Annotated in this window: 31 protein-coding genes and 1 pseudogene; 17 read left to right on the top strand and 15 right to left on the bottom strand. The window is 63.7% G+C overall.

The window, feature by feature from the left end; genetic code table 11:
• Window positions 1-35 precede the first annotated feature (35 nt).
• The gene (locus KG722_RS03610; RefSeq protein ID WP_300998365.1) at window positions 36-857 is read right to left on the bottom strand and encodes a GGDEF domain-containing protein; all 822 of its coding nucleotides are present in this window, start codon (window positions 855-857) and stop codon (window positions 36-38) included.
• On the opposite strand from KG722_RS03610, the gene purE reads away from it, so the two are divergent.
• From purE to KG722_RS03575, 7 genes are all read left to right on the top strand, one after another.
• Entirely contained in the window at window positions 856-1,350 is a 495-nt protein-coding gene (gene purE, locus KG722_RS03605) for a 5-(carboxyamino)imidazole ribonucleotide mutase (RefSeq protein WP_213269539.1), read from the top strand. The genes KG722_RS03610 and purE overlap by 2 nt on opposite strands.
• Window positions 1,347-2,429: a 5-(carboxyamino)imidazole ribonucleotide synthase gene (locus KG722_RS03600; RefSeq protein WP_213269538.1), complete on the top strand. Its 1,083-nt coding sequence runs from the start codon at window positions 1,347-1,349 to the stop codon at window positions 2,427-2,429. The genes purE and KG722_RS03600 overlap by 4 nt, the downstream gene beginning before the upstream one ends.
• Window positions 2,430-2,433: 4 nt before the next feature.
• Window positions 2,434-3,189 (top strand): creatininase family protein, encoded by a 756-nt coding sequence (locus tag KG722_RS03595; RefSeq protein WP_213269537.1) that lies wholly within the window; start codon window positions 2,434-2,436, stop codon window positions 3,187-3,189.
• Window positions 3,190-3,268: 79 nt separating this feature from the next.
• Entirely contained in the window at window positions 3,269-4,018 is a 750-nt protein-coding gene (locus KG722_RS03590) for an ATP-binding cassette domain-containing protein (RefSeq protein WP_300998215.1), read from the top strand.
• The gene (locus KG722_RS03585) at window positions 4,015-4,773 is read left to right on the top strand and encodes an ABC transporter permease subunit (RefSeq protein ID WP_366909994.1); all 759 of its coding nucleotides are present in this window, start codon (window positions 4,015-4,017) and stop codon (window positions 4,771-4,773) included. The genes KG722_RS03590 and KG722_RS03585 overlap by 4 nt, the downstream gene beginning before the upstream one ends.
• A 3-nt stretch (window positions 4,774-4,776) precedes the next feature.
• Window positions 4,777-6,672, top strand: a complete 1,896-nt coding sequence (locus tag KG722_RS03580; protein WP_213269536.1) for a Gldg family protein — start codon at window positions 4,777-4,779, stop codon at window positions 6,670-6,672.
• Complete coding sequence (locus KG722_RS03575; protein ID WP_213269534.1) at window positions 6,669-7,724, top strand: DUF4340 domain-containing protein; 1,056 nt, start codon at window positions 6,669-6,671, stop codon at window positions 7,722-7,724. Before KG722_RS03580 ends, KG722_RS03575 begins: the two co-directional genes overlap by 4 nt.
• Here the strand turns inward: KG722_RS03575 and KG722_RS03570 are convergent, their stop codons facing one another.
• Window positions 7,725-8,375, bottom strand: coding sequence for a DUF1223 domain-containing protein (locus KG722_RS03570; protein WP_213269532.1), 651 nt, complete (start codon window positions 8,373-8,375; stop codon window positions 7,725-7,727). It abuts the gene before it with no gap.
• 104 nt (window positions 8,376-8,479) lie between these two features.
• A complete protein-coding gene (gene acnA / locus KG722_RS03565) occupies window positions 8,480-11,245 on the bottom strand; it encodes an aconitate hydratase AcnA (protein WP_213269530.1) in 2,766 nt (921 codons plus the stop codon).
• Between the two features lie 172 nt (window positions 11,246-11,417).
• Between acnA and ccmA the strand changes: the two genes are divergently transcribed.
• Genes ccmA through KG722_RS03540 form a run of 5 tightly spaced genes read left to right on the top strand, consistent with a single transcriptional unit; the run spans window position 11,418 to window position 14,095 of the window.
• Window positions 11,418-11,999, top strand: coding sequence for a heme ABC exporter ATP-binding protein CcmA (ccmA, locus tag KG722_RS03560; RefSeq protein WP_213269529.1), 582 nt, complete (start codon window positions 11,418-11,420; stop codon window positions 11,997-11,999).
• Window positions 11,996-12,661: a heme exporter protein CcmB gene (gene ccmB, locus KG722_RS03555; RefSeq protein WP_213269528.1), complete on the top strand. Its 666-nt coding sequence runs from the start codon at window positions 11,996-11,998 to the stop codon at window positions 12,659-12,661. The genes ccmA and ccmB overlap by 4 nt, the downstream gene beginning before the upstream one ends.
• A gap of 23 nt (window positions 12,662-12,684) precedes the next feature.
• Window positions 12,685-13,410, top strand: coding sequence for a heme ABC transporter permease CcmC (ccmC, locus tag KG722_RS03550; protein WP_213269527.1), 726 nt, complete (start codon window positions 12,685-12,687; stop codon window positions 13,408-13,410).
• A 5-nt stretch (window positions 13,411-13,415) separates the two neighbouring features.
• The gene (gene ccmD / locus KG722_RS03545) at window positions 13,416-13,574 is read left to right on the top strand and encodes a heme exporter protein CcmD (protein ID WP_213269526.1); all 159 of its coding nucleotides are present in this window, start codon (window positions 13,416-13,418) and stop codon (window positions 13,572-13,574) included.
• Window positions 13,571-14,095 (top strand): redoxin family protein, encoded by a 525-nt coding sequence (locus tag KG722_RS03540; RefSeq protein ID WP_213269525.1) that lies wholly within the window; start codon window positions 13,571-13,573, stop codon window positions 14,093-14,095. Before ccmD ends, KG722_RS03540 begins: the two co-directional genes overlap by 4 nt.
• A 21-nt stretch (window positions 14,096-14,116) precedes the next feature.
• On the opposite strand, the gene KG722_RS03535 is transcribed toward KG722_RS03540, so the two are convergent.
• Window positions 14,117-14,713: a MarR family transcriptional regulator gene (locus tag KG722_RS03535; protein ID WP_213269524.1), complete on the bottom strand. Its 597-nt coding sequence runs from the start codon at window positions 14,711-14,713 to the stop codon at window positions 14,117-14,119.
• 141 nt (window positions 14,714-14,854) lie between these two features.
• Here KG722_RS03535 and KG722_RS03530 point away from each other — a divergent pair, with 141 nt between their 5' ends.
• On the top strand, window positions 14,855-15,406 hold the full coding sequence (locus KG722_RS03530; protein ID WP_300998214.1) for an NUDIX hydrolase: 552 nt from the start codon (window positions 14,855-14,857) through the stop codon (window positions 15,404-15,406).
• Between the two features lie 6 nt (window positions 15,407-15,412).
• Here KG722_RS03530 and KG722_RS03525 read toward each other — a convergent pair whose 3' ends face one another.
• Together KG722_RS03525 and KG722_RS03520 are read right to left on the bottom strand one after the other, a co-directional pair.
• Window positions 15,413-16,159: a septation protein IspZ gene (locus tag KG722_RS03525; protein ID WP_213269523.1), complete on the bottom strand. Its 747-nt coding sequence runs from the start codon at window positions 16,157-16,159 to the stop codon at window positions 15,413-15,415.
• Window positions 16,160-16,229: 70 nt separating this feature from the next.
• Entirely contained in the window at window positions 16,230-17,090 is an 861-nt protein-coding gene (locus tag KG722_RS03520; protein ID WP_213269521.1) for a DMT family transporter, read from the bottom strand.
• A 282-nt stretch (window positions 17,091-17,372) separates the two neighbouring features.
• Between KG722_RS03520 and KG722_RS03515 the strand changes: the two genes are divergently transcribed.
• From KG722_RS03515 to KG722_RS03500, 4 genes are all read left to right on the top strand, one after another.
• Entirely contained in the window at window positions 17,373-17,885 is a 513-nt protein-coding gene (locus KG722_RS03515; RefSeq protein WP_213269519.1) for a hypothetical protein, read from the top strand.
• A gap of 363 nt (window positions 17,886-18,248) precedes the next feature.
• A complete protein-coding gene (locus tag KG722_RS03510) occupies window positions 18,249-19,988 on the top strand; it encodes an amidohydrolase family protein (RefSeq protein ID WP_213269517.1) in 1,740 nt (579 codons plus the stop codon).
• A 242-nt stretch (window positions 19,989-20,230) separates the two neighbouring features.
• The gene (locus KG722_RS03505) at window positions 20,231-20,554 is read left to right on the top strand and encodes a hypothetical protein (RefSeq protein WP_213269515.1); all 324 of its coding nucleotides are present in this window, start codon (window positions 20,231-20,233) and stop codon (window positions 20,552-20,554) included.
• An 11-nt stretch (window positions 20,555-20,565) separates the two neighbouring features.
• The gene (locus tag KG722_RS03500; protein ID WP_213269513.1) at window positions 20,566-20,781 is read left to right on the top strand and encodes a helix-turn-helix domain-containing protein; all 216 of its coding nucleotides are present in this window, start codon (window positions 20,566-20,568) and stop codon (window positions 20,779-20,781) included.
• A gap of 2 nt (window positions 20,782-20,783) precedes the next feature.
• Here the strand turns inward: KG722_RS03500 and ftsY are convergent, their stop codons facing one another.
• The 9 genes and pseudogenes from ftsY to KG722_RS03465 all read right to left on the bottom strand — a co-directional run bounded on the left by ftsY (window position 20,784) and on the right by KG722_RS03465 (window position 26,259).
• On the bottom strand, window positions 20,784-21,590 hold the full coding sequence (gene ftsY, locus KG722_RS14960; protein WP_300998212.1) for a signal recognition particle-docking protein FtsY: 807 nt from the start codon (window positions 21,588-21,590) through the stop codon (window positions 20,784-20,786).
• Window positions 21,591-21,594: 4 nt separating this feature from the next.
• Window positions 21,595-21,789: a hypothetical protein gene (locus tag KG722_RS14955; RefSeq protein WP_300998211.1), complete on the bottom strand. Its 195-nt coding sequence runs from the start codon at window positions 21,787-21,789 to the stop codon at window positions 21,595-21,597.
• Window positions 21,764-22,030 (bottom strand): hypothetical protein, encoded by a 267-nt coding sequence (locus KG722_RS14950; protein ID WP_300998210.1) that lies wholly within the window; start codon window positions 22,028-22,030, stop codon window positions 21,764-21,766. Before KG722_RS14950 ends, KG722_RS14955 begins: the two co-directional genes overlap by 26 nt.
• Window positions 22,027-23,303 (bottom strand): annotated as a pseudogene (gene mtaB, locus KG722_RS15365) (tRNA (N(6)-L-threonylcarbamoyladenosine(37)-C(2))-methylthiotransferase MtaB). The gene KG722_RS14950 and the pseudogene mtaB overlap by 4 nt, the downstream one beginning before the upstream one ends.
• A gap of 58 nt (window positions 23,304-23,361) precedes the next feature.
• On the bottom strand, window positions 23,362-23,502 hold the full coding sequence (locus KG722_RS03485; RefSeq protein ID WP_213269511.1) for a hypothetical protein: 141 nt from the start codon (window positions 23,500-23,502) through the stop codon (window positions 23,362-23,364).
• Window positions 23,503-23,515: 13 nt separating this feature from the next.
• Window positions 23,516-23,821, bottom strand: a complete 306-nt coding sequence (locus KG722_RS03480; RefSeq protein WP_213269509.1) for a hypothetical protein — start codon at window positions 23,819-23,821, stop codon at window positions 23,516-23,518.
• Window positions 23,822-23,894: 73 nt separating this feature from the next.
• Window positions 23,895-24,704 carry a diaminopimelate epimerase gene (gene dapF / locus KG722_RS03475; RefSeq protein WP_213269507.1) on the bottom strand — a complete coding sequence of 270 codons (810 nt, stop codon included), beginning with the start codon at window positions 24,702-24,704 and terminating at the stop codon, window positions 23,895-23,897.
• 54 nt (window positions 24,705-24,758) lie between these two features.
• Window positions 24,759-25,199 (bottom strand): hypothetical protein, encoded by a 441-nt coding sequence (locus tag KG722_RS03470; protein ID WP_213269505.1) that lies wholly within the window; start codon window positions 25,197-25,199, stop codon window positions 24,759-24,761.
• 7 nt (window positions 25,200-25,206) lie between these two features.
• Entirely contained in the window at window positions 25,207-26,259 is a 1,053-nt protein-coding gene (locus tag KG722_RS03465) for a MaoC family dehydratase (protein WP_213269503.1), read from the bottom strand.
• Between the last annotated feature and the right edge of the window lie 37 nt (window positions 26,260-26,296).

Raw genomic sequence — 26,296 nt, 5'->3', positions numbered from 1 at the left:
AAGTCATGGGTAGAACCACTTATCTTGCCGCATTTTCACCTCAGTGCCCGTCCTTCGGCCTTGCGGCGCGCTTTTTCGGCAAACATCGCCTGGTCTGCCCGCGCAATGAGCGCAGCCGGGCTCTGGCCGGTATGCCACTCCACCACCCCGCAGGAAGCGCCGATCTGGACGGGGGCGAGAGGCGAGCCGGTTTCCCCGCGTACTTCCAGGGCGTCGATCGCTGCGGCAAGCTGGACGGCCTTGCGGCGGCTGTCCTCGAGGCCGGCATGGGCAAGCACGATGCCGAATTCGTCCCCGCCGAGGCGACCGACAATGTCGGTTTCCCGGGTCTTGGCGAGGAGAATGTCGGAAATCTTCAGGAGCACGCTGTCGCCAGCGGCATGGCCATAGACGTCGTTGACCTGCTTGAAATTGTCCAAATCGATGAAAATCAGGGTGAGCGGCGTCTGGAAACGGCCCGAGAGTGCGATTTCCCGGCGCACTTCCCGTTCAAAGGCGCGGCGGTTGAAGACCGGACAGAGCGCGTCATTGTCGGCCAGCAGGGCTGCGTCCGCGAGGCTGGCCCGGAGGGCGTCGGTCTCCTCGCGCAAGGCGATGACTTCTTCGGCGAGCGCCTCAATGGCGGCGCGGGCGCGCAGGTCGAGCTGGCCAAGATCGACCCCCAACGCCTCGAGCAGGGCGCGCTTTTCGGCTTCGGAGAGCTCTGGGGTGTCTGATGGCATGGCGAAACAATAGCTGTGATCGGGTCTCTTGTAGAGCGGGTGTTCGATTCCTGCCGCAACTTTCCCCTGACAGGACCGGTTGACGGTAAGCGGCGCGCACTTATGGTGCGCGCTTTCCAGCGGCGAGGCAGGCATGGACAAGGCGCGCTCCCCGGTTGTGGGCATCATCATGGGCAGCCAGTCGGACTGGCCGGTGATGCGCGAGGCCGCGAAGGTTCTCGAGGATATGGGCGTCGCTTTCGAGGCGAAGATCGTCTCGGCGCACCGCACGCCCCAGAGGCTGGTCGAGTATGCTACCAGCGCCAAGGATCGCGGCCTGAAGGTGATCATCGCAGGCGCAGGTGGCGCAGCCCATCTGCCCGGCATGGCGGCCTCTATGACCCCCCTGCCCGTTCTGGGCGTGCCGGTTCAGTCCAAGGCCCTCAAGGGTCTTGATAGCCTTCTATCTATTGTCCAGATGCCCAAGGGCATTCCGGTGGGCACGCTGGCGATTGGCGAGGCAGGCGCTGCGAATGCGGGCATTCTCGCCGCGTCGATCATTGCGCTGGAAGACACGAGCGTCGCGGCAAAGCTCGACGCTTTCCGCGCGGCGCAGACAGCGGCGGTGAATGAGGTTCCCAAGGAATGAGCCCGCTTCGCCCCGGCGCGGTGATCGGGATACTTGGCGGGGGGCAGCTTGGCCGGATGCTGGCGAGCGCGGCCGCCCAGCTTGGCTTTGATGTGCTGATCTATTCGCCTGAGGATGATCCCCCGGCTGGCCGCTTAGCGGCGGGCGCCTTCCAGGCCGACTGGGACGACGCCGCCGCCCTGAGCGAGTTTGCAGAGGCGTGCGATGTGATCACGCTGGAATTCGAGAATGTGCCGGTGGCGAGCGTCGAGATCATTGAGCGGGCGGGCAAAAGCGTGCTGCCGGGGGCGAAATCGCTTTCGGTCTCGCAGGACCGGCTCACCGAAAAAACCTTCCTCAATGATCACGGGATTCCGACCGCGCCGTTCCGAGAGATCAACCAGCTGGACGACATTGTTCTCGCGCTGGAAGCACTCGGCGGATACGGCGTTCTGAAGACGCGCCGCGACGGCTATGACGGCAAGGGCCAAGCCTGGGTGCGCCTCGGCCATGGCGGGATCAAGGAAGCGTGGACGGCGCTGGGCGAGCGCCCGTGCATCCTTGAGGGCGCGATCGCGTTTGACTGCGAAATCTCCGTGCTGGTTGCCCGCAGCATCAACGGGGCAACCATGAGCTGGGCGCCGCCGCGCAACTCCCATGAGTACGGGATCCTCGCCCGCTCCACCGTACCATCCGGCCTAAGCAAGACGGTCGAGGACGAGGCGCGCGCCAAGGCTATGCATCTGGCTGAAGCGCTGGGCCATGTCGGCGTTCTGGCGCTGGAGTTTTTTGTGCTGCCGGACGGCACGCTGCTGGCCAACGAATTTGCCCCGCGCGTGCACAATTCCGGCCACTGGACACCCGAAGCTTGCCAGACCGGTCAGTTCGAGCAGCATATCCGCTGTGTGGCCGGCTGGCCGCTGGGGGATACACGGCGCCTGTTTGATGCCGAGATGATCAATCTGATCGGAGACGCAGGCCTCGTTGACCCGGCAACGCTCAAACTGAACGATATTCTGACCCTTTACGGCAAGCGCGAAGCCCGGCCCGGACGCAAGATGGGCCATATCACGCGCCGCCTTGGCCCCCGAAAGGATTAGCCCCATGCGCCTTCCCGTTTCCACCTGGCCCGACATTGAAGCCTGGCTGAGAAAGTCGAAAACCATCGTCATTCCTATCGGATCTTTCGAGCAGCATGGGCCCAATGGCTTTATCGGGACCGATGCTCTGTGCCCGGAAATCATCGCCAACCATGCCGAGAGCCTGGCGCCCGATGACATCCTTGTGGGGCCGACCTTCAATGTCGGCTGCGCGCAGCATCACCTTGGCTTTACCGGCACGATCACCCTGCGCCCTTCGACCATGATCGCGGCGATGGCGGACTGGACCGAGAGCCTGATGCGGCACGGATTTGAACGGATTTACTGGCTGAACGGCCATGGGGGCAACATTGCCACCATCCAGGCGGCCTTCTCCGAAATCCATGCGCGCCGCAGCTATGACCCGCGTGGGGAAACCAACCGCCCCGGCCTCAGCCTCAAGCGCCGCGACTGGTGGGACTTCCGGGAGGTAATGGGCATCTGCAACCAGCTCTACCCCACCGGCCATGGCAGCCATGCCACGCCGTCGGAGGTTTCCGTTACCTATTGGGGATATCCCGAGCGGGAACGCAGCAAGACACCGATGAGCCCGAAGATTGCCCCTTCCGGCGCGATTGGCGACGCCGTGCAGTATCGCCGCGACTTTCCCGATGGCCGGATAGGCTCTGACCCGAGCCAGTCGAGCATAGAAGATGGCGGGAAGATCGTGGCGGTGGCGGCAAAGTGCGTTCTGGAAGAGGTCGCGCGATTTTCTGCCTGAGCCTGCCGACATGAAACGCCGGTAATCTCTGAGCCTACGGCTTTGACCTTGGCGCGATGCCCGCTATCACGGGGGCGAAATGAAGCGCGGGACATTCATGCTGGACGTCAGATCGCTCGAAAAAGCCTATGGCAGCAAGCAGGCCGTGCGCGGCATATCCTTTGCCGTGGAGAAAGGCACCGTGCTGGGTTTTCTGGGCCCCAACGGGGCTGGCAAATCGACCACGATGCGGATGATTGCCGGGGTGCTGGAGCCTGATGTGGGCGATGTGCTGATCGATGGGAAATCCATTATCTCTGACCGGCGCGCGGCGCAGGCCGCGCTCGGCTACCTGCCGGAAGGCGCACCCCTTTACAATGACATGACGCCGCCCGAGTTCCTTGCCTTCCTCGCCAGCGCGCGGCAGATTCCCAAGGCCCAGCGCAAGGACGCCATCGAGCGCACGATTGCCGACGCGCGGATTTCCGGCGTTCTCGGCCAGCGGATCGGCGCACTCTCCAAGGGCTATCGCCGCCGCGTTGGGCTGGCCGGGGCGATTCTGCATGATCCGCCGGTGCTGGTGCTTGACGAGCCAACGGACGGCCTCGACCCCAACCAGAAACGAGCCGTGCGCGCGCTGATCGCCCGGATGGCGCCGACCAAGGCGATTGTAATCTCGACCCACACCCTGACCGAAGTGCCCGCGATGTGTCACCGCGCCGTGCTGGTCGACCGTGGACGGATCGTCGCCGATGACACGCCCGAGGGCCTTGCCCGGCGCTCGGATGAAGGGACGCTGGAAAGCGCCTTTGCCCGCCTGACCGATCAGGTGGAGGAGGAAACGCTGTGACCGGCGCCATCCGCCAGCAGATGAGCGGGTTTACCGCAACCTATCGCCGTGAGCTGAACGCGTATTTCGCCACGCCGATGGCGTATGTGTTCCTCGCTGTGTTCCTTCTGGCGCTCGGCCTCTTCACCTGGGAGGCCGCGCGCTTTTTCGATTCCGGCGTAGCAGACCTTCAGCCTTTTTTTGCCTGGCATCCCTGGCTCTACATGGTTTTCCTGCCAGCGCTCGCCATGCGGCTCTGGGCGGACGAGCGCGCGGCGGGGACGGATGAACTTCTCCTCTCCCTGCCGCTCGGCTTACCTGGGCTGGTGCTGGGCAAGCTCTGCGCGGCATGGACAGTCGCGGGAACCGGCCTCCTTCTGACCCTGCCGATGTGGCTGTCCGTCAATTATCTTGGCAGCCCGGACAATGCCGCCATCGCGCTAACCTATTTCGTAAGCTTCCTGATGGCCGGAGCGTATCTTTCGATCGGCGCAGCGGTCTCGGCGCTGACGGGAAGCCAGGTGACGGCGTTCGTGATCTCGGTGGTGATCGCGTTCGTGTTTACCGCCGCTGGCTGGCCGCTGGTGCTCTCGACAGTGCAGACGCTGTTCGGGACAGGCTTTGCCGATCTCATCGCGCGCTTTTCCTTCATCACCCAGTTCGAGAGCGCGCAGCGCGGCGTGCTGGAGCTTCGGGTGGTGGCCTATTTCCTCGGATTTACAGCGACCTTTGCCTTCCTCAATTGCCTCTGGGCATCGCGCCGGAGGCTTGGCTGAGCGATGAAGGCGCGCCGCTATCTGGTCCTAATGACGCTGCTGGCCGGGATCGTCCTGCTAGCCGGGAACATTGCCGCGCAGAAGTTGCTGGCCGGCGCCCGGCTCGATTTCACTGAAGGCAAGCTCTACACCCTCTCGGACGCCACCCGCGTGACCCTGCGCGATCTCGCCGAACCGGTGGACATCACCTACGTCTATTCCCGCCGCGTGGGGCAGGAGTATCCCGCGATCCAGGCGCATGCTGCCCGCGTGCGCGAACTGCTTGCGGCGTATGCGGCCGCCTCTGGCGGAAATGTACGCGTGCGGGAGATTGATCCCAAACCATTCTCCGAGGCCGAGGATGAGGCACTCGCCGCCGGAATCAGCGCCATTCCGGCCGCCGGCAATGACCCGCTTTACTTCGGCATCATCGGGCGCAACACGATCGACGATCTGCGGCTGATCCCGTTCCTGGCGCCCGAGCGCGAGACGACGCTGGAATATGATCTCACAAGGATGATTGCGCGGCTGGACAACCCAGAGCCGCCGAAGGTTGGCATCCTCAGCTCCCTTGCCGGCATGAAGGCGTTGGGCGGAGAGAGCGGCTACACCGTGCTGCAGGATATCGGGCGGAGCTTCACAGTAGAACAGATCCCGGAGGATTTCCGCAGCCTGCCGGATGCTGACGTGCTGCTGGTCGCCCATCCCGGCGTGCTGACCGCGCGGCAGGAATGGCTGATCGACCAGTTCATCCTGCGTGAGGGGCGGGCAATCTTCGTGGTTGACCCCGCCGCCAAGACCGCGCTTTCCGGCAGCTTCTTTTCGGCCACCGATTCCCTGGCACGGTCGAGCCTTGGACGGCTGGGCGGGGCCTGGGGTGTGGAACTGGCCCCGCAGGCGGTGGCGGACGCGGCTAATGCGCTGACCGTTCCGGTCGAGGCCTTTGGCGGGGGCATCGAGGAGCTTGCCCATCCGCTGTTCGTGGGCGTGCCAGCCGAGACCATGAGTCAGGATGATCCGATTACAGCAGACCTGATGCGGGTTGTGAATTTTGGCGCGCCCGGCGCCCTGCTCGCCCCGGCAGTTTCGGCAGGCCTTACCTTTGCCCCTCTGATCACGACGGGCCCCAGCCCATCCTATATCGACCCGGCGCGCGCGGCCCGCGACATGGGTCCGGACGAAGTGTTGCAGAGCTACATGACCGAGCCGGAGCCGCTGGTGATCGCCGCGCGGCTGACCGGCAATCTGGCGAGCGCCTTTCCCGCTGGCGCCCCGGCGATGGACGAGCCCGCAGACGACAGTGAAATCGAAGCAGCCCGCGCTGAAGCCGCCGCCCTGCCCGGCCATGTCAGCGCCAGCCAGACACCGGCCGAGATCGTGATCATTGCCGACGCCGATTTCCTGGCGGACGACTTCTATGTGGTGCCAGGAAGCGGTCTCGTAGTGGCAGACAATGGCGCGCTGCTGCTCAACGCGCTCGACGCGCTAGCGGGGCGCGGCGAGCTCTCGAGGCTGCGCTCACGCGCTGCCAGCCTGCGCCCGATGGACCGTATCGAGACGATGCGCGAAAGGGCAGAGGCACAATATTTCCGCCAGCAGTCCACGCTGGAAGCGCGCCTTTCGACCGCCCAGGCACGCCTCGCCGAGCTTCAATCTGTGGCTTCGGGCGAAGGGTTTTTCGCGGGTGACCCGGAAGCAGAGCTTACTCCGGACGAACGGGCAGAGCTTTCAGCGCTGCGTGAGGATATCCTCACCATCCGCGCAGGCCTGCGCGACATCGAGCGCGACTATCGGCGCGAGATCGACGCGCTGGAGGCAACGCTCAAAGCGATCAACATCTGGGGCGGGCCCCTGCTGGTGATGCTGGCGGGCGTCCTAGTCTGGCGGCGCCAGGCCCGGAAACAGCAGGCGGTGACATGACGGCGCTTCGCAACCAGCAGCGGACCTCCCGTATCCGTATCATGGGCGCTATGGCCGGCGCGCTCGTGCTGATCGCGCTTGCGAGCGAGCTGCTGGGCGGGGCGGCCACCCCGCGCAGCGACCTGCAGGGCGAGCCTGTGCTGCCGGGCTTTGCAGAGACCCGCGCCGAGGCCTCGCAGATCCGCATCACGCTGGCAGATGCCACCTACACGCTTTTTGCTGCGCCCGGGGGCTGGCGGTTGGAAGGCAGCGATGGCTATCCCATCCGCGCCGACCGGCTGAGCGATCTGGCGGGCGGGCTGGAAACACTCGTCTGGGACGCGCCCCGCACGCGCGATCCGGCCAAGATGAACGCCATCGGGCTGGGCGATCCGCGCGAAGGCGGCAATGGCGCCCTTGTGGAAGTCATCGGCCAGGAAGGCGAGGTGTCTGCCGCGCTGCTGACCGGCCGGAAGGATGAGCATATCTATGTGCGGCGCCCCGGAGAGATGCAGGCCTACAAGGTGACTGGATCGCTGCCGCCGCTCTATACGGCGGAGGCCTGGCTTGATCTCGACATCATCGACCTGAACGCTGACGCCGTCTCGGCCGTGCGCCTGATCGATGCCAGCGGCGCCTCGCTCTTCCTTCAGCGGACGATCGGAGCGAGCGACCGGGCGTTCCGCCCTGCCCCGCCGCAGGAGGACTTCGAACTGGTGAACCGGCTCGTGACGACCGGCCCTGCGCTGGCGCTGACACGCTTCCAGCCTGTCGGCGTGAAACCTGCCAGCAGCCTCAAGACACGGCCCATCGGCCGCCACATCACCCAGACCCATGACGGGCTGGAAGTGGATGTGCGCCCCTATCGCGAGGCGGACGGATATTTTGTGACGCTGCGGGCAATCGAAGCGGGCGAAGGGGCCCATCGCGGCGGCGCGATCAATGAGCGCGCCAATGGCTGGGCATTTCAGATTTCCGAAGTGGACTGGATGGACTTCACGCCCTCAATCGAGTCCATCGCGCGCCTGCCGGGCGAAAGCCCCGCTCCCGGCGGCGCCATCACAGGCGATTGATCAGCGCGCATCCATAACCGCAAGCACAGGGCCGAAACCGGCTTCCTGAACGATCAGCATACAGCCTGATTCGCAGGCCGGGAGATCAATATCCGCGCGCCCGCCAAGCCACGGTCCGATCTGGCGGACCGAGATGACCGGATTGGGCATCTTGGTCTCGTTTTCTTCATCCTTGAGATAAGCCACCCACCAAAGGTCGGTCAGGCTGCCGGTCTCGCCTATCAGCGAAACCTTGTCGTTCTTCCGGACGAGGGAAATGCCCGTCGCCGGCAGCGACATGGTCTTGCCGAGTGCGGCGCCAACCTTGCCAGCCTTGTTGCCGGGGGCCTGCTCCTCGCCATTGAAGACAGCCTGGGGAGTGTAGGGCCCGCGCAGCTTGAAGCGTTCCACATAGCCGCGCTGGCGGTCTTTCGATTCCGGCAGGGCCATTGTTTCCTTGCTGCCGAGGTAATCCCAGTAATCAACCGGCCAGGTGAGCACAAGGACATCGTCGCTCTGGGCTTCCAGCTCTTCCATCGCCTTGTAGGCGGCCGGGCACGAACGGCAGTTCTTGGAAGCAAACAGCTCGACCAGAACCGGGCCGTCCGCATGCGCCGGAGGCGCTGCAAAGGCAGCCAGGATCAGGCCAAGAAGGGCAGGCAGTCGCATCATCACAACCCGCTTATATGCCGCGGAACATCTTGCTGACAGTCACACCCGCGTGAAAGGCTGCAAAAAGCCCGCCGGAGGGCGATCCTGCGGCGGGCTCTTCAGTCTTAAGAGGCGCGGACAAGGTCACGCAGCACATAGTGCAGCACGCCGCCATGCTTGACGTAATCAACCTCGATCTCGGTATCGATCCGGCATTTGATCTGGATCGTTTTTACCGCACCATCGGCATAAGTGATCTTGGCCGGAACCGTGGAGAGCGGGCGAATGTCGTTGCCGAGGCCTTCGATATCGAAGATTTCGGTGCCCTTGAGGCCGAGGGACTTGCGATTGTCGCCGCCCGTGAACTCGAACGGGATGACGCCCATGCCGACGAGGTTGGAGCGGTGGATCCTCTCGAAGCTTTCGGCGATCACGGCTTTGACGCCGAGAAGGTTCGTACCCTTGGCAGCCCAGTCACGGCTGGAGCCGGCGCCATATTCGATGCCGCCAATGACGACGAGCGGGACACCCTTGTCGATCCAGGCCATTGCCGCGTCATAGATGGAAGTCTGTTCGCCATCTGGCCCGAGCGTGTAGCCGCCCTCCACGCCGTCGAGCATCTCGTTCTTGATACGGATGTTGGCAAAGGTGCCGCGCATCATGATTTCATGGTTGCCGCGGCGCGAGCCGTAGGAGTTGAAGTCCTTCACCGGCACCTGACGGTCAGTGAGGTATTTGCCCGCCGGGCTGTTGGCCTTGAAGGAACCGGCCGGAGAGATGTGATCGGTGGTGATCATATCGCCCAGAAGCGCGAGGACACGCGCGCCTTTGATTGGGTTGATGTCGCCTTTTTCAGCCGACATGCCGCGGAAATAAGGCGGGTTCTGGATGTAGGTCGAGCTGACCGGCCAGTCATAGGTTTCAGCATCCGTAGTCTGAACACTCTGCCACTTCTCGTCGCCTTTGAACACGTCGGCATACTTCGACATGAACATCTGGCGGGTCACGGTAGCGTGGACCATGTCGGCAATTTCCTTGGTCGTCGGCCAGATGTCTTTCAGGAAGACAGGCTTGCCGTCTTTCGACGTGCCGATGGCATCCCTGGTGATGTCGATGTTCATGTCGCCGGCGATGGCATAGGCCACGACCAGCGGCGGCGAGGCCAGATAGTTGGCGCGCACATCGGGGCTGATACGGCCTTCGAAGTTGCGGTTGCCCGAAAGCACCGAAACGGCCACGAGATCGTTCTCGTTGATCGACTTGGAGATTTCCGGCGCCAGCGGGCCGGAGTTACCGATACAGGTAGTGCAGCCATAGCCGACGAGGTTGAAGCCGAGCGCGTCAAGATCTTCCTGCAGGCCAGCGGCGTTAAGGTATTCGGAAACGACCTGCGATCCGGGGGCGAGCGATGTCTTCACCCAGGGCTTGCGCGTCAGGCCGAGGGCCCGCGCCTTGCGGGCGACGAGACCAGCGCCGATCAGGACGTAGGGGTTGGACGTGTTGGTGCAGGAGGTGATCGAGGCGATCACGACCGAGCCATCGCGCAGCTTCCAATCATGGCCTTCAACGGCCGCTTCGCTGGGGCCGGTATGGTCGCCGGGGATGGTTTTGGGCGAGGGCGCCCCGCCCTCTTCCGTCATTTCCGACTTTTGCAGCTCGGGCGCCTTGGCCGGTTTGCGCACGCCGTCGATATATTCGCCGAAAACCTTTGCTGCTGCGTCGAGCGCGACATGATCCTGCGGGCGTTTCGGGCCGGAGATCGCCGGGACGACATCGCCCAGATCGAGATGCAGGGTCGAGGTGTAGACCGGTGCATAGTCGGCGCTGCGCCAGAAGCCGTTCTGTTTCGCGTAGGCTTCAACGAGCGCAATGCGGTCTTCGTCCCGGCCGGTCTGGCGGAGGTAACGGATCGTCTCGTCGTCGATCGGGAAGAAGCCACAGGTCGCGCCATATTCCGGCGCCATATTGGCGATTGTCGCGCGGTCTGCGAGCGGCATGTTGTCGAGGCCGGGGCCGTAGAATTCCACGAACTTGTTCACGACACCGTGCTTGCGGAGCATCTGCACCACTTTCAGCACAAGGTCGGTGGCGGTGACGCCTTCCTTCATTGCGCCGGTAACCTTGAAGCCAACCACTTCCGGGATCAGCATCGAGACCGGCTGGCCGAGCATGGCCGCTTCGGCTTCGATCCCGCCCACGCCCCAGCCGAGCACGGCGAGGCCATTGACCATCGTGGTATGGCTGTCAGTGCCGACCAGCGTGTCGGGATAGGCGAGGATGGAGCCGTCCGTGTCGGTATCGGTCCAGACAGCCTGGGCGAGGTATTCGAGGTTCACCTGGTGGCAAATGCCGGTGCCGGGCGGAACGACGCGGAAATTGTTGAACGCCTTCTGTCCCCATTTGAGGAAGGTGTAGCGCTCCATGTTGCGCTCGTATTCGAGGTCAACGTTGGCCTGGAAGGCGCGGGGGGTGCCGAACTCGTCGATCATGACCGAGTGGTCGATCACGAGGTCCACCGGGACCAGCGGGTTGATCTTCTTGGCGCTGCCGCCGAGGGCCTTGATCCCGTCACGCATGGCGGCGAGGTCGACCACGGCCGGAACGCCCGTGAAGTCCTGCATCAGCACGCGGGCAGGGCGATAGGCGATCTCACGCGGGTTCTGGCCCCCTTTGTCTGCCCATTCGCCGAAGGCGCGGATGTCGTCTTCAACGACCGTGAGGCCGTCTTCAAAACGCAGCATGTTCTCGAGGAGAACCTTCAGCGCGGCAGGCAGGCGCGATACATCGCCGAGGCCTGCATTCTTCGCCGCAGCTTCCAGCGAGTAGTAAGTGTAGGTCTTGCCAGCTGCTGTGAGCGTGCTTTTCGATTTGAAGCTGTCCTTTGACGGCATGTCCGAGCCTTGCCTCCTGGTAAAGGGCCACACCATCCGGGGGCCCGCTTTCGTCGCTGCGGCCCTCTTATAGGCCCTGCCCTTCCGGCGCAATTGGGACATAGGGTCAAAGCGTTAATAGCGGCGCTACGCCTTGTTTGCAGGGCAGGGCGAACAGGCTAAGCCTCTGCCTGTGACCTTGCTGACCGCCCCGCTCCTGACTGCCCGTGACCTCGCTATCCTGCGGGGAGAGCGGGTGCTGTTCCGGGGCGTTGGCCTCTCCCTCTCCCCCGGCGAGGGCATCGTTTTGCGCGGCGCCAACGGGGCCGGCAAGACAACGCTGCTGCGGATGCTGGCCGGGCTGACTCGGCCGGAAGCGGGGGATGTGGCGCGCGCAGCCCCCCATCACTGGATCGGCCACAAAGAAGGCATCAAGCCACAGGAAAGCCCGCGCGGACACCTTGCCCTCTGGGCACAGGCCTGGGGATCCAAAGCGAACATCCCTGAAATCCTTGAGAAAATGGCGCTGAAGCGGGCCGCAGATGTACCCGGCCGGTATCTCTCCGCCGGACAGCGGCGGCGCACGGCGTTTGGCCGCCTGCTGCTGGAAGAACGGCCCGTCTGGCTGCTGGACGAGCCCTACACCGCGCTTGATGCCAGCGGCAAAGCCATGCTCGACGCGGTCATTTCCAGCCATTTACGGTCAAACGGGGCCATTATTGCCTCCATGCATGACATTGCCGGGTTCCCTGTTACCGCCGAGGTGACCCTTTGAGCGCGGCGCCAATCCTTGCCGCTTTCCGGCAGGCTTTCGCTGAAGCCTGGGCAGGCGGGGCAGGCGCGCTGCTGCCGCTCGGCTTTCTCGGAGGGACGGCGGTTCTCGTGCCCCTGGGTATCGGAAGTGATACTGATACCCTAAGCGCCGTCGGCCCGGGCATCATCTGGGTGTCGCTGGCACTGTCGAGCCTCGTGACGCTGGAGCGGATCTTCCAAGCGGACGTGGAAGACGGGACGCTTGACCTCTGGCTGCAGACGGGCGCGCCGATGGCGGGCATTGCGGCGGCCAAGACGCTGGCACACTGGCTGGCCGCCGGTTTGCCCCTCGCGCTGGCCTCGCCGCTGCTGGCGCTGATGTTCCAGGCGCAGGCGAGCCTGGAGTTGCTCGTCCATCTGGGGCTCTACGCCCTTGGCGGGCTTGCCTTTTTCTTCTGGGGCGGGGTCGGCGCGGCCCTTTCGGCCACGGTGCGCCGAGGCGGGCTGCTGATCTCGATCATCGCCCTGCCGCTTTATGTGCCAACCGCCATCTTCGGAGCCCTCGCCATGACAGGTGGCATCGGTTCGGACGGGGCGCCGATGCTGCTGGCCGCCTCCACACTCTTTGCCTGCGCTGTTGCGCCCTATGCCATGGCCGCCGCCTTGCGCTTGGCGGCGGACTAAGGGGAGGCTATCTCGGTAACACCATGTGGTCTGCCTTCGCCAATCCGCACAAATTCCTGAAATTCTCCGCCGTAGCGGCGCCCCTCTTCTATGGGGCCGGCGCGCTCTGCATCCTCTGGGGCCTCTGGCAGGGCCTCTGGATTGTTCCGAAGGACGAATACCAGGGCGGGGACATCATGCGGGTGATGTTCATCCATGTGCCTGCCGCCTGGCTGGCGATGGCGAGCTATTCGGGCCTCGCGGTGGCAAGCTTCGTCTGGTTCATCTGGCGCCATGAGCTGGCCGATATTGCCGCCAAGGCGATTGCTCCGCTTGGCGCGGTGTGGACGGCGCTGTGCCTGGCTACCGGGGCGATCTGGGGCAAGCCAACCTGGGGCACCTGGTGGCAATGGGATGACGCGCGGATGATGTCCGTGCTATTCCTCCTGTTCCTGTTCCTTGGCTACATGGCCCTGCGCGCCTCGATGGATTCGCGCCAGAAAGCGGCCCGCGCCGGGGCGATCCTGGCGATGGTGGGCGCCATCAATGTGCCGCTGATAAAATTCTCCGTGGACCTCTTCACTTCGCTGCACCAGCCCGCCAGCGTGATCACCGCGGATGGCCCGAAGATGGCGGCGGTCTACCTCGCCCCGCTTCTGGTCTCCAGCCTTGGCCACGGCTTGCTATTTGGCGGCCTTGTGATGACCCACATGCGCACCGAAATCCGCCAGCGGCGGATTGCCCGCCTCACCGCGCAGGCGCTGGAATGATAGTTATGCCCGAGTTTGACAAGAACGCCGTCTATATCTGGGCCTGCTTTCTCATCGGCGGGCTAATGATTGCCGGGGCCTGCCTTCAGGCCTGGCTGGCGGCGCGGGCGGCGAAGAAACGCCTTGCCGCCATGATGGCCAATGATGAGGACCTGCGGGCATGAAACGCTGGCTCTATGCTCTGCCGGTGGCGGCGCTGGTGGTGGTCGGAGGGCTCGGCGGCTGGCAGATGATGCGCCCTTCTAAGGGGGATTTTGAACGCGTCTCCCGGGCAGCGCCCGAGCATGTCTTTCCGCTTATGGACGGGAGCGGCGAGATTTCTTTTGCCCCTCCCCCCGGCAGTCAGCCCGTGGTGGTGAACCTTTTTGCCAGCTGGTGCGCCCCGTGCGAGGCCGAGCACAAATATCTCGTTGCGCTCGGCGAGCAGCATCCCGGCCAGGTCTACGGCATTCTTTACAAGGACAAGGTGGAGGACGGCGCCGGCTTTCTCGAGCGCCTCGGCAACCCCTACGCCCAGGTGGCGCTGGACCCGGAAGGGCGCGGCGGGCTTGATTTCGGGCTGACGGGCGTTCCGGAGACGTTCGTTATCTCCGAGAGCGGAGAAGTCATCCTGCACATCGGCGGCCCGCTGGACGAAACCCTCGCCCAAAAAGTAAGCGGGGCGCTAGAAGCGCCCCGCCCATAACTTTAGTAAGGAAGAAGAAGCTTATTTCTTCTTTGCAGCGGCTTTCTTGACGGCAACCGGGGCTTTCTTCACAGCAGCCTTGGCAGCAGACTTTTTCTTGGCAGGCGCTTTCTTGGCTTTCGGCGCAGCTTTCGGGGCTTTTGCAGCCTTTGCCTTCGGCGCAGCTTTAGGAGCAGCCGGAGCGGCTTCTTTCTTGTCCGAATCGTCGACGAGGCCGGTCAGGCCTTGCAGGAGCGCGTCTTGCTTGGCTTTTGCCAGGGTCGAGAAGAGGGCGTCGTCAGCCTTTGTGACAGCGGGGAGGGCCTTGTCATATGCTTTCTTGCCTTTTGCCGTCAGGCTAACGGATTTGGCGCGGGCGTCGGTCTTGGAATCGGCGCGCTTGATAAGGCCGGCGGTTTCCATACGGGCAACCATGTCGGCGAGAGTGGAGCGGTCGATGCCGGTGGCATTGACAAGATCAGACTGGCTGACACCTTCATTGCCCGAGAGGGCAGCGAGGACAGAGAACTGACGCAGCGTGACGCCGGCCGATTTCAGGGCAGCGGCGGAATGGTTGGCAGCGATCTGCTGGGCGCGGTGCAGAAGATGGCTGGGCGAGGCGTTGAGATTGAAGCTCATGATGGGGTTCCTATTTTGATTGACTGGCGTCCGGGGAAGGACAGGATTGGGATGGGGGCCGATCCGTGTTCAGGGGCGTTAACAACAGCCCCGTAGGCGGATCAAACACATTCTCCATATAGGCGACAGGATAAAGATTGGATGACTGATCAATTGCCAACTCCTTTCCAGAACACAGATTTTCGCCTTGATGTGCCAGATGGGGACGATCGGATGCGGCGAATTTGTGCTCGCTGCAATTTTATTGATTACGTGAATCCTAAGATTGTGACCGGAGCGGTCGTAATCAAGGATGAACATGTCCTCATCTGTAGGCGTGCAATCGAGCCACGCAAGGGGTTCTGGACCCTGCCCGCCGGATTCATGGAAGAAGGCGAGAGCGTCGAGGAAGGCGCCCGGCGGGAAGCCAGAGAGGAGGCCTGCGCCGAAATCGAGATCGATGGCATAATCGGGATCTATTCCGTGCCCCGGATCTCGCAGGTCCAAATCATGTTCCGCGCCCGTCTTTTGTCAGACATCGCGCCAGGACCTGAAAGCGAGGAAGTCAAACTCGTCCGCTGGCAGGATATTCCCTGGTCGCAGATGGCGTTCCCGACGGCCATCTGGGCGCTGACCCATTATGCGCAAACGCGGCACCTGAAAGCGTTTCCACCCTTTGCCAACCCGCCGGGCACGGACAAGGTTACGCGTTGAGGCCTGTCAGGCAGCTTCGGGGGCTTCCTCAGTGTTGCGCAGATGCTTCAGTGTGTAGGGCGTATTGAGGGCGCCGAACAGGAGCACGATGACCATATTCCCGAGCTTCCAGTTGGCCCAGACGTCTTCGGCATTCTTCGCGCCGAATGTCAGGCCAAGGAAGTCGTAGGTTCCGGCCGGCGCCACCGGAATGCCGGCGAGCACAAGCGGGTTTTCGAAGCCCGGCGCATACATGCGCCAGAGATATTCGTTCCAGACCGCCATCGCCACGAAGAACAGCCCCCAGCGGATCGCCAGCGTGCGCCAGGCAAAATCAGGCAGGTCGAACACCTTGGCGAAAAGGGACTTCCAGAGGTTTTTTCCGAACATCAGCGGGATGAAGATCATGCCCGCCATGAAAAGCTGCTGGATGGTCGGCTTCACATAGATGAAGGCCTTCTCCTGAAGCAGGATACCAATGAGGCCGAACCCGCCGACGATGGCGGAGGAGAACACCATCATCTGGGAAACGGGCTGGCGCTGGATAAGCTGCTTGGCTAGGAAGCCCAGCATCAGGATGATCAGAACGCCGGTTGCCCAGTAGATGGCGGTATCCTTGTTGATCAGCCCGCCGAGCAGCTCCACGCGCCGGAAGATGTTGTAGGTGAGAATAAAGCCGATGACGGGGATGAAATCCCCCCATATCTGGTTGGCTTTGTCAGCAGCAGTTCCAATGCCATTGGAGGGCGAAGGCGGCGGGTTCATCTCGGTCATAGCATTCCTTACGCGCTGGAGCGGCTTCCGGTTCAGCTGACTAGCTTCATGTCATGAATGAATTCTTCCGTCAGCCCGCAGCCTGCATCAGGACGAGACCCGCCGCGAGCGTGGCGGCGGCGGCAACCCGGCGGCGTCCGAAGCCTTCCTTAAGGAGCCAGGCGCCAAACGCGGCGGCGAAGACCACGGAGGTTTCCCGCAGGGCCGTGACCATCGCTGCGTCCGTCATCGAATAGGCATAGATTGCCATGCCATAAGAGAGCGCCCCGGCGACGCCGCCGATAATGCCCGCGCGCAGCTCCTTTTGTAGACAGGCAACCACCCTCCCCTTGCGCTGCCAGAGGAGGACGAGCGTTACGCCCACCCAATCGAACAGGAAGAGCCAGACGACAAACGTGAGCGGATCGTCCATCGCACGGACAGCGCGCGTGTCGGCCACCGCATAGAGACCGACGCCGATCGCTGTCATCAGCGCCCAAAAAAGCGCCGCCCGGTCGAGCTTGCGTGCTCTTTCGGTCAGCCCTGTGGGCAAAGCGAAGACAAGGATGGAGAGGGAGGCCGCCATCAGGCCGGCGAGCTGGAGCGGGGAGAGGCTCTCGTGCAGCCAGATCGCGGCGAAGGCTGCTGTCGCCAGAGGCCCGAGGCCGCGCATGACCGGGAAGACAAGCGAAAGCGCGCCCCGGTGGAGCGCGCGGATCGCAGAGAACTGGTAGAACCAGTGGACGGCCACCGAGATGGCGATCAGCGGCCAGGTCTGCGGCGGGGGCAGGGGCGCAAACGGCAGGAGCGGCAGGGCGCTGAGTCCCATGACGATGGCGACAATTGCCCGCGCGGTCAGCACGTCCCCGCCGCGCTTCACCATGACATTGGTGATCGCGACCGTCAGCGCAGAGAGAAGGCAGAGAACAACCGGGAGAAGCGAGGCAGGCATGGCGGCCTCGCATAGTATTCTTTTTGCGCGAGTGGAAGATATGTCCGGATCCGGCCTATTGGCGGGCCTGGCGGGGGAACGATCGGGCAGCTGCCGCGTTGGTTGGGGCATGCTCTGCGCGTTGCCCGCTTGAGGCGGGAGACGGGCCAATCCCGCACGGAGGCGACGGACATGGGCAAAGATAGTCTACGCTGGTTTCTGGGTGTTCCGATTCCGGGCATCATTCTCCTTCTCTTGATATTCTGAGGTGGTGCACATGGGTGATGGATCGATATCTGCGCCGTGCGCGAAGCCCTTCCCGGCTGGGCGACGCCTGCCGTCAGCTGGTCTGCGGTTTTTGCCGGCGGGCTGGCCGCGCTCAGCCTCTCGATTGTTCTGGCCGTGCTTGGCTCCGCCTTTGGTTTTGGGGCGATGTCTCCCTTTGCAGGAGATGGGCTGTCGATAACAGCGATTGGCACCGTGACGGTCCTCTGGCTCATTCTCACCCAGATATTTGCTTCGGTGGTGGGCGAGTACTTCGCTGGCCGCGTGCGCTCGCGCTGGTCTATCCATCAGGACGGGGTTTTCTTTGGTGACACGGTGCACGGCCTGCTGACCTGGACCGTGGCAAGCACGCTGATGGCAGCGGCGACCGATTGGCCCTGGGCGGGGACGCAGCCGCGACGACAGCGGTGGACGACCGCTGTGATTGCTTCTGTCGACGGAGCGCCCTCCCCCGCCGATCTGATCACGGATCGTCTCTACCGCTCGCCGGCGCGGATATTGCCGAGCGGGCCTCGCTGGACGTCGATTTAGCCGAAGCGCGCGTGCAGATGGCGTTCTCGGCAATCGCAATAGCCGGTGAAGAAGCCCGGAATAGGCCGATGCGGGCCGCGCCGCAAGTGCCACCTTCGCCATCGCCACGGCGCTGGCCATGATGGTGGGCGCCTTTGTTGCTGAGGGCGCCGCGGTGTTCGGCGGGCGTGAGCGCGATGGTCTGGAAGACACATTGGCCGCGCCATAAAGGCCGCCTGACAACCGAGAGCCTGAAGGGGCAGAGCGGTGAAAGCTGCCTTGCTCCAAATGCATTTAAGCGCAGGGGGAAGCGGCGTCAGGGTTTGACACCCCCTGCCCTTGAGGCATCCTGCGGCGAGATTAGAGACGACCGGAGGAAGACCCATGGCAACGCACGACCTGATCATTCGCGGCGGCACCATCATTGATGGCAGCGGCGCACCGGGTTTCGAGGGCGATGTGGCCGTTTCCGGCGGCGTCATCACGCAGGTTGGCAAGGTCAGCGGCAAGGGTATCGAGGAGATTGATGCGCGCGGCCAGATCGTCACGCCGGGCTTTGTGGACCTGCACACCCATTATGATGGGCAGGTGACCTGGGGCGAGGCGATCAGCCCGTCTTCGCTGCACGGAGTGACCACGGTCGTCATGGGCAATTGCGGCGTCGGCTTTGCGCCCTGCAAGAGCGAGGACCATGACCGGCTTATCCGCCTGATGGAGGGCGTGGAGGACATCCCCTTCCCGGTTCTCTCGCAGGGCTTGCCATGGGCGTGGGAAAGTTTTCCGGACTATCTTGATTTCCTCTCCACGCGGCGGTTTGACACCGACGTCTGCGCGCAGCTGCCCCATGCCGCGCTGCGCGTGTTCGTGATGGGCGACCGGGGCGCCAACCGGGAAGAGGCGACGCCGGAGGATATTGCCGCGATGGCGAAGCTCGCCAAGGAAGCCGTGATGGCTGGCGCGATGGGCTTTTCCACCTCGCGCACGCTGAACCACCGCACCTCTGACGGGCAGCCGACGCCCACGCTGACAGCCTCTGAAGCAGAGCTGACCGGCATCGGCATGGGCCTTGCCGAAGCCGGGCGCGGCGTACTGCAATTTGTGTCCGACTTTGATGATCCGCAGAAGGAAGCGGCGATGCTGCGCCGGATTGTCGAGACAACCGGGCGACCACTGTCTGTGTCGCTGGCTCAGTCGGATGTGGCACCCAATGGCTGGCGGCATTTGCTCGGGGCGATCGAGGCGGCCGCCGCAGACGGTTTGCCGATCCGCGCGCAGGTCGCTCCGCGCCCGGTGGGTGTTCTGCTCGGCCTTGACCTGACAATGAACCCGTTCAGCGCCCACCCCACCTATCGCCAGATTGCCGATCTTCCGCTGGCGGAGCGCGTGACGCGGCTGCGCAACCCGGATTTTCGCGCCCGGCTTCTGGCGGATGCGCCGCAGACGGACAATCCGTTTGCCAGATCCATGCTGCGAAATTTTGGCAAGATCTTCCAGCTCACCGATCCGGTGAACTATGAGCCGGGGCCTGAGCATACGCTTGCAGCGATGGCAGAGGCACGCGGGGTTTCGCCCGAAGCGGTCGCGCTCGACCTGATGCTGGAGCGGGAGGGCAATGGCATGCTCTACCTGCCTTTCCTCAACTATGCGCAGGGAAGCCTCGACCCGATCCTGGAAATGATGCAGAGCCCGGCCACCCTGCCCGGCCTATCCGACGGCGGCGCGCATGTGGGGATGATCTGCGACGGCTCCTTCACCTCGACAATGCTGACCCATTGGGTCCGCGACAGGACGCAAGGGCAGAAGCTTTCTGTAGAGAGCATCGTCTACCGCCAGTCTCGCAAGACGGCTGAGTGGATCGGCCTGTGGGACCGGGGCCTGATCGCGCCGGGATACCGGGCTGATCTCAACGTCATCGACCTCGCCAATCTGAAGCTTCACCTGCCCAGCGTGATCCGCGACCTGCCGGCCGGCGGGCGCCGCCTGATGCAGCGCGCCTCGGGCTACACCGCCACGGTTCTCAAGGGCGAGATCACCCACCGCGACGGCGAGCCGACCGGCAAGCTGCCCGGCCGCCTTGTGCGCGGCGAGCAGGCAGCCCCGGCCCAGGCGATGGCGGCGGAATGAGACTGTGCCCCGCCCCAAGCACCTTGATCATCCCGGCCGGCCCTGCCGCGCCGGAATGATCAAGGCAGGGACACGCCGAAAGATTTGTTGTAAAGGACCCTTTACATGACAAGGTCCCTTGTCATATAGACAAGGAAACTTGACAAGGAGCTTTCCCATGACCCAACCCAAAGGCTTTCGGACTGCAAACAAGCGATACCTGTACATCTTCGTGCCGATGATGACGCTCTACTGTGTGGCGATTGCCAGCAGCGCTGACCTTCATCGACATGGACACCGCCTCCACCGGAATGCGGACGGCCGCCGCGCTTGGCGTGTCGCTGCCGCTGGTGGCGATCCTCTGGTCGATCCTGCGGCTGGTGCGGGAGACCGATGAATATACCCGCCTGCGCCAGTTGCAGGCCCTGACCGAAGGGGGTGTCGCCCTGACCGGGATCATCTTCGTGATCGGCTTTCTTGAGCGGTTCAATGTGATCCCGGATGTTCCGCTCTTCCTGTTCGGGCCGGCCTTCTTCTTCCTCTACGGGCTTGCGCATCTGCGCCAGACCGTTGGCAAGACGGTCTGAGAGGGCGTGGGATGGAAAACATGATCCGTATCCTGAGGGCCGAGCGGGGCTGGAGCCAGCAGCATCTGGCTGACCTGCTTGACGTGTCCCGCCAGTCGGTGAACGCCATCGAGACCGGCAAGTATGACCCGTCCCTGCCGCTTGCCTTTGCCATCGCCCGTTTGTTCGAGCGCCAGATCGAGGAGATCTTTGACGATGGGCGGAGCGTAGCGAAGGCCGCCGAGTAAACCTAAGGCGCCTTGATGCCGACCAGCGCCTTTGCGAAGGCCTCCGCACTGAACGGGCGGAGGTCTTCTGCTTTTTCGCCGATGCCGATGAAGTGGATCGGCAGATCGTGAGCCTCGGCAATCGCCACCAGAACACCACCCTTGGCGGTGCCGTCAAGTTTCGTCATCACCAGGCCGGTGACCCCGGCAGTGTGGCGGAAGGCCTCGACCTGGCTGAGGGCGTTCTGGCCGACCGTGGCATCGAGCACGAGGATCACGTCATGCGGGGCATCCGGATCAATCTTCCTCACGACACGGACAACCTTGGCAAGCTCTGACATGAGCTCCGTCTTGTTCTGCAGGCGTCCGGCGGTATCCACCAGAACGAGGTCGAGGTCTTCGGCTTTTGCCCGCTCGACCGCGCTGTAGACAAGACCCGCAGCGTCCGCCCCCGGCGCGCCGGACATGACGGGGATGCCCGCCCGCTCGCCCCAGACTTTCAGCTGTTCGATGGCGGCGGCGCGGAACGTATCGCCGGCCACCAGCAGAGCCTTTGCGCCCTGATCCTGAAGCTTGGACGCGATCTTGCCGATGGTCGTGGTCTTGCCCGAGCCATTGACGCCGACGAAGAGAACGATGCGCGGGCGCGGGCCATCGGAGAAGTCGACGACCTTTTCGCGCGGCTTGAGGATTTCCTCGATCTCTTCGGCGAGCGCGAGGCGGATTTCGTCGCCCGAAATTTCCTTGTCGAAGCGGCCCTTGGCGATGCCCTTGGTGACGCGGGCAGCCACGCGCGTGCCCATGTCAGAGGTGATCAGCAGGTCCTGCAACTCCTCAAGCGTATGCGTCGTCGAGCTTGCGGCGGCCGAGCGCGGCGATGCCTTCAGTGAGCTTCGCCGTGGAGCGGGCGAGGCCTTCGCCGAGGCGCCCGAAGAGGCCCGGATCATTGGCTTCGGCCTCTGCGGCAAGGCGCGCGGCTTCGGCGGCCTCGGCGCGGAGGCGCTCATGCTCGCGGCGGTCTTCGAGCAAGTTTCAGCTCGGCAGCCGCCTTGGCGCGGACCGCTTCGTCCTCGGCTTCCTGGGCTTCGCGGCGCTGGCGCTCTTCCCAGGCGAGGTTTGCCTCGGCGACCTTGCGCTCGATCTCGGCCTTTTCGGCGACGGCCGCTTCCAGCGCGGCGATCTCTTCGGCGCTGAGCTCTGGCGCCTGCATCGCCTCGCCGGCGGCCTTGGCCTCGTCGAGTTTCTTTTTCTTGCCGAACCAGAGGATCATGAGAGGGGTGTTCCAAGAAGCTGTTTGCCGTCATGGCCGGTTATCCGGACGGGGACCGTGCGTCCACCCTCCCCTGCCTGAGACCCAAGTTTTACCTGCGTGAAATCCGGCAGGCGCGCGGCGGTTCCCCGCTCGATCAGTGCCTCGCGCACCTCTCCGAGATGGCGATCAAAATGCCGGATCAATGCCGCCTCGCCTGCCGCGCGCAGACGGGCGGCGCGTTCCTTGACCAGGGGCTTGGCAAGCTGGGGCATCTTTGCCGCCGGCGTTCCCGGGCGCGGGCTGTAGGGGAAGGCGTGGAGGAACGAGAGGCCGCACTCCTCGATCAGGCGGAGGGAGTTTTCAAAATGGGCTTCTGTCTCGGTCGGGAAACCGGCGATGATGTCTGCACCCAGAGCAATTTCAGGGCGGAGGTCTCGCAGGCGCTGGGTGAGCGCGATGGCCTCTTCCCGGTTGTGGCGCCGTTTCATCCGCTTGAGGATGAGATTGTCGCCATGCTGCAACGAGAGATGAAGATAGGGGGCAAGGCGCGGCTCGGCCATTGCCTCAAGAAGGGCTTCGTCCATCTCGATGGCGTCGATGGAGGAAATGCGCAGGAGAGGAAGCTCGGGCACAAGCCTCAAGATGCGCTGGACGAGATTGCCGAGTTGCGGCGTACCCGGAAGGTCTGCGCCCCAGCTGGTGAGGTCAACGCCCGTCAGCACGACTTCATGATGTCCGCTGGCGGCGAGGGCGCGCGCTTGCGCAACCACCTCCCCTGCCGGGACCGAGCGGGAGTTTCCCTTCCATAGGGAATGATGCAGAAGGTGCAGCGATGGTCGCAGCCATTCTGGACCTGAACATAGGCCCGCGCCCGGCCGTCAATGCCGTCGATCAAATGGACGGCGGTTTCACGCACGCTCATGATGTCGTTGACGCGGACTTTCTCTTCTCCGCCAAGCAAGTCAGCGGTTTTCCAGGTTTCGGCTTTCATCTTGTCATGATTGCCGATCACGCGGGTGACTTCGGGCATAGCGGCGAAGGCCTCCGGGTCAGTCTGGGCGGCACATCCCGTCACCAGGATAGGCGCGCCGGGATTTTCGCGGGCCGCACGGCGGATCGCCTGGCGGGCGCCGCGCACGGCCTCGGAGGTGACCGCGCAGGTGTTGATGATGACCGCTTCGCCAAGGCCGGCCTCCTGCGCATGGCGGCGAATCACCTCGGACTCGTAGGTGTTAAGGCGGCATCCGAGTGTGATGACGGTCGGGCCAGAAGGAGGAGCAGTATCAGCCATAAGGCCCGTCAGATCGCGCCGATGGGGCTAAATTGCAAGCGTGTAGCCCCGTTTTGCCTCAGCCGGGGGCTTTGCAGGTGCCAGTGCGGTGGCCGATCATCAGTATATGCGTCTTGAAATCGACCGGGTCGGCGCTGACGCTGGCAAGGTCGACCTGCGCGACAAAGCTGTTCTTGTCATGGCTGACGGAAAATAGCACGCCGCCGCCCATATCAATCCCGTCGAAATTGCAGGCGAGGCCGATGTCGAGGCCGAAGGGTTCTGCTGGCGGCGCCGGTTGACCGGCATCCTTCGAACATCTCGACCATGCTTTCATCGATCAGGACTTCTTCGTCCAGCGACCAGCATTCGTCGATCGTGGAGTGTTCCGGCGGGAGATCAATCGGCTGCCCACTGGCGGTGGCATCGTAATAGATGTCCTGCGTCACGCTCCATTGGCCCTTGGTGACCATCAGGGGCTCGGCCTGGGCTGCGGCTGCGGCCAGCAGGAGGGGCGCAAGGATCAGGGCTGCACGCATGGCGGGATTCCTCATGATTTTACCCATCAGACTGAACGGGCGCGGCGCCCGGCGCAAGCCCTTGATCAGGGGGTCAGATCTGCGCTTCGAATTCCAGCTCGACCGGGCCGGTCATGTAGACGCGGTCATCGCTTTCGCGCCATTCGATGAAGAGGTCGCCGCCATCGAGGATCATTCGGGCCTTGCGGCCGGTGAGCCCGGCGCGGGCCGCGCAGACAAGGGCCGCGCAGGCGCCGGTGCCGCAGGCTTTCGTCAGTCCGGCGGCGCGCTCCCAGACGCGCAGGCGGATCGTTTTCCGGTCGATGACCTGAGCAAAGCCGACATTCGTGCCCTCGGGAAACAGGGGGTGCCATTCGACCAGCGGGCCGATGGCGGGAATGTCATAGGCGTCCACATCCTTGACGAAGAAGACGGCATGGGGATTGCCCATCGAAACGACAGCGGGGCGCGAGAGGATCGGCGCGTCGATGGGTCCGATCTTCACGTCAACGCCGCGCACATCCATCTTTTCCGAAAGCGGAATGTCTTCCCAGCCCATCAGGGGGGCGCCCATGTCCACAGTGATCAGGCCGCCCTCGGCGCGGTAGGCGCGCAGCATGTCGGCCTCGGTCTGGATGGTAACGCGGTCCTTGCCCGTCTCCTCCAGCATCAGGAGGCCGACGCAGCGAGTGGCATTGCCGCAGGCGGAAACTTCCGATCCGTCCGAATTCCAGATGCGCATGAACACATCCTTGGTGGCATCACGCTCCATCGCGATCACCTGATCGGCTTTCAGGTCAGCGGCGATCTTGCGGATCTGCTCCACGCTCGGCGTGAAGGCGGTGGAGCGGGCGTCGAATATGGCAAAGGCGTTGCCTGCGCCGTTCATCTTCCAGAGCTTCATGTCCGAAATCCCTCGACCTGCCCTGACGCGCGAAAGCGCACTCCCCCCTGCCCCTTATTTCGGAACGCGGGCCGATACAATCCAGCCCGCCGCCTGAACCCCCAACGCCCCGAGCAAAAGCAGGGGAATGAAGGGGTAATTGAAAGCCATGCCGGCAAGGGCGGCCAGAACGCAGGCATAGTCCACAAGGTCGCTCGACATCAGCCAGCCGGCCGGGGCCCTTGCCTGGCGGACGTCATGCAGCGTCACATTGCGCCAGATGCGGCCCATGTCCGGCGGACCGAAGACCGCGAAAAGCTGTTTGGGGTCGAAGATCCCGGTCATTTCGGAGAGGTCCTGCAGGCGCGCTTCGCCAATCGCCACCATCCGCTTGCGGCTGGAGGTGCCAAGCAGGCTGACAATCGCCGAGAGGATCACGCCCAGCGCAATCGCAAACTCGGTGAAGCCCGTATATGGAGGATAGCCGCCCATGGGCTCAATATAGGGTGCCTGCAACCTTCCGCTAGCGGGCTCGGGGAATGGCGGCCCAGTAGTCGAAGTCGAGCAGGACGCGGGCGTCATGCTTGCCGGCCGCGTCTTTGTGGATGAAGGCGGCGGGGTCAGCGTCTTTCACCGCGACGAGCCGCAGGCGCAGGGCGCCGCAGGTGTCCGAGAGCTCGGCCTTGGCGAGTACTTCGCTCCAGGCATAGACCGTGTCGCCGGCAAACAGCGGGTTCACATGCGTGCCCGCATTGATGGCGAGGATCTGGCCGGCATTTTCGAGGCCATTGAAGGCGAGCGAGCGGGCGATCGAGATGACCACGCCGCCATAGATGAGGCGCTTGCCGAAGCGGCTGGCCTTCTGGCCATAGGAATCGAAATGTACTTTGGCCGTGTTCTGGTACAGGCGCGTGGCGATCTGGTGTTCGGCCTCTTCCACCGTCATGCCGTCAACATGGCTGATCTTTTCGCCGGTCTCATAATCCTCGAAGACGTGGCGGCTGCCAGATTGGGCGAAGGGCCAGGCCTTCATTTCCGGGAAGCCGGTGAGGTCTGCCGGAGCGACTGCCGAAGGCAGATTAGGCACGACTTCCTCGGGTGCCGGAGAGGCGGCGTCGCGCTTGTTGATCATCACCCAGCGGACATAGCTCATCACCTCTTCGCCGCGCTGGTTGAGGCCCTTGGTGCGCACCCAGACAACGCCGGTCTTGCCGTTGGAATTCTCCTTCACGCCGATCACTTCGGAACTGGCCCGCAGCGTGTCGCCCGGCTCGACCGGGCGCAGAATGCGGCCATCGGCGTAGCCGAGATTGGCGACGGCGTTGAGGGAGATGTCCGGAACGGTCTTGCCGAAGACGACGTGGAAGGCGTGGAGCGGGTCCACGCAGAGACCGGGTAGACCTGCGGCCTTGGCAAACTCGGCGGAGGAGTACTGGGCGTAGCGATTGCCTGTCAGCGCACGGTAGAGGGCGATGTCGCCCTCGGTGACGGTTTGCGGGGTGGCATGAATCAGGGTTTCGCCGGGCTTGAAATCCTCGAAGAAATTGCCCGGATTGGATTTCGTGCTGGTCACCATAGCTTGCCCTCATCTTCTGATGGGCGAGCCTTTAGCG

Origin of the sequence: Hyphomonas sp. (assembly GCF_018402285.1) — a bacterium.
Classification (GTDB): Bacteria; Pseudomonadota; Alphaproteobacteria; order Caulobacterales; family Hyphomonadaceae; genus Hyphomonas.
The sequence above is the reverse complement of the archived record's forward strand: the minus strand, read 5'-3'. Positions and strand labels throughout refer to the sequence as shown.